Origin of the sequence: Olsenella phocaeensis, assembly GCF_900120385.1 — a bacterium.
Lineage (GTDB): Bacteria > Actinomycetota > Coriobacteriia > Coriobacteriales > Atopobiaceae > Olsenella_I > Olsenella_I phocaeensis.
In genome coordinates this window covers 1,029,299-1,030,849 of record NZ_LT635494.1, presented here as the reverse complement: position 1 = coordinate 1,030,849, position 1,551 = coordinate 1,029,299, and the positions used below count along the sequence as shown (strand labels likewise).

The 1,551-nt window shown below is 71.3% G+C and carries 2 protein-coding genes and 1 pseudogene; all 3 read left to right on the top strand.

The window, feature by feature from the left end; genetic code table 11:
* Positions 1 to 541: histidine phosphatase family protein (locus tag BQ7388_RS04915; protein ID WP_072499894.1), on the top strand; the 541-nt coding region annotated here is incomplete at its 5' end.
* Positions 542 to 607: 66 nt separating this feature from the next.
* Entirely contained in the window at positions 608 to 1,330 is a 723-nt protein-coding gene (locus BQ7388_RS04910) for a lysophospholipid acyltransferase family protein (protein WP_072500453.1), read from the top strand.
* A 10-nt stretch (positions 1,331 to 1,340) separates the two neighbouring features.
* Positions 1,341 to 1,551: pseudogene (locus BQ7388_RS04905) on the top strand (4-hydroxy-3-methylbut-2-enyl diphosphate reductase); the annotation flags it as partial.

The window sequence follows — 1,551 nt, the reverse complement described above, 5'->3', positions numbered from 1 at the left end:
GGCCTGGGGGCCCGACCGCGTCTGGTCGTCGCCCCTCTCGCGCTGCCTCGCCATCGCGCGCGAGGCGGCCTGGAGGCTCGGCGTGCCGCTCGAGGTCAGGCAGGAGCTGGCCGAGATCGAGTTCGGTCCCGCGCAGGGCCTCACGGTGGGTGAGCTCAGGGCCATGGGGTACGATTTCCCCTGGGCCCTGGGTCCCGACGGACGCTCGCGGGCGCCCGAGGGGGCAGAGCGCTTCGAGGAGCTCTTCGCGCGCGCCCACGGTCTGCTCGAGGCGCTGAGGCCTCTCGGGGGCCGCACGGCCTGCGTCACCCACGGGGGGCTCACTAGGGCGGTCCTGGCCTCGGCACTCCAGATTCCGCTCACGAGCTTCTGGAGGCTGCGCCTGCCCAACGTGAGCTCGCAGGTCCTCGCCTGCGACGGCACGAGCTACACCCTCGTCGCCATCGGGCTCGCACCCGAGGAGGTGCGGCGCAGGGCGGAGGATCCCTCCCTCCTGGGCAGGGACACGACCGAGAACATCGCGGAAGGTAGTGTGAAGTGATCGTTGCAATCGACGGGCNCCGACGCCGCCGCGCGCAGGCTCGCCGCCGAGCCGGGCGAGGGCAGGATGCGCGCCTTCGCGGGAAACTCCTTCGACGACTACTACGACCACCGCATGGCGGACTTCCCGCTTCCGGCGCGAGCGCTTCTCGCCCTCGCGGTCTGCCTGGTCGGGGCCCTCACCAAGCTCGTCTGGCCCTGGAGGATGGTGGACGGCCGCAAGCTCTGGGACGAGAGGCGCGGGCGCGTCATAGTCATGAACCACGTCTCCATGCTCGACCCGATCCCCGTCGTGGTCTCGCTCTGGGCCCACGGCCAGCGCGTGCGTCCCGTCTACAAGAGCGAGTTCGACGGCAACAGGTTCGTGACCTGGCTCTTCTCGCGCATCGGCGGCATCCCCGTGGTGAGGGGCACGGCCGACATGAGCTTCGTGCGCCGCTGCGTCCGCTCGCTCAGGAGGGGTGAGTGCATCCTCATCTTCCCGGAGGGGACGCGCGTCAGGTCGCAGGACCAGCCCGTCGAGCTCCACGCGGGCTTCGCCCTGGTGGCCCAGCTCGCCAAGGCGCCCGTGCAGCCCCTCTCCATCGTTGGCGCCCTCAACATCACGCCCGAGGGCACGCACTGGAAGAGGCCGGGCAGGGTCTGGTGCAAGGTCGGAGACTGCCTCGAGTTCGGCGACCTGGGCGTGAGGGGCCGCAAGGCCCAGGCGAAGGCGATGGAGTCCCTGGCGATGGATCGCGTCTATGCCATGCGCGACGAGCTCCGTCGGGAGCACCCGGGCAAGCTGTAGGGGAGAAGAGATGCCAAAGATCCTGGTCGCCGACGAGGCGGGCGCCTGCTACGGCGTGAACCGCGCGCTCCAGATGGTGAGGGACGCGACCCGCGACGCCAGGGGTCCCATCCACACCCTGGGCCCCCTCATCCACAACCCCAGCGTGGTGGGCGAGCTCGAGAGCCGCGGCGTCGGCGTCGTCGCCTCCGCGGCGGACGCGCCCGGCGGCACGCTGGTGC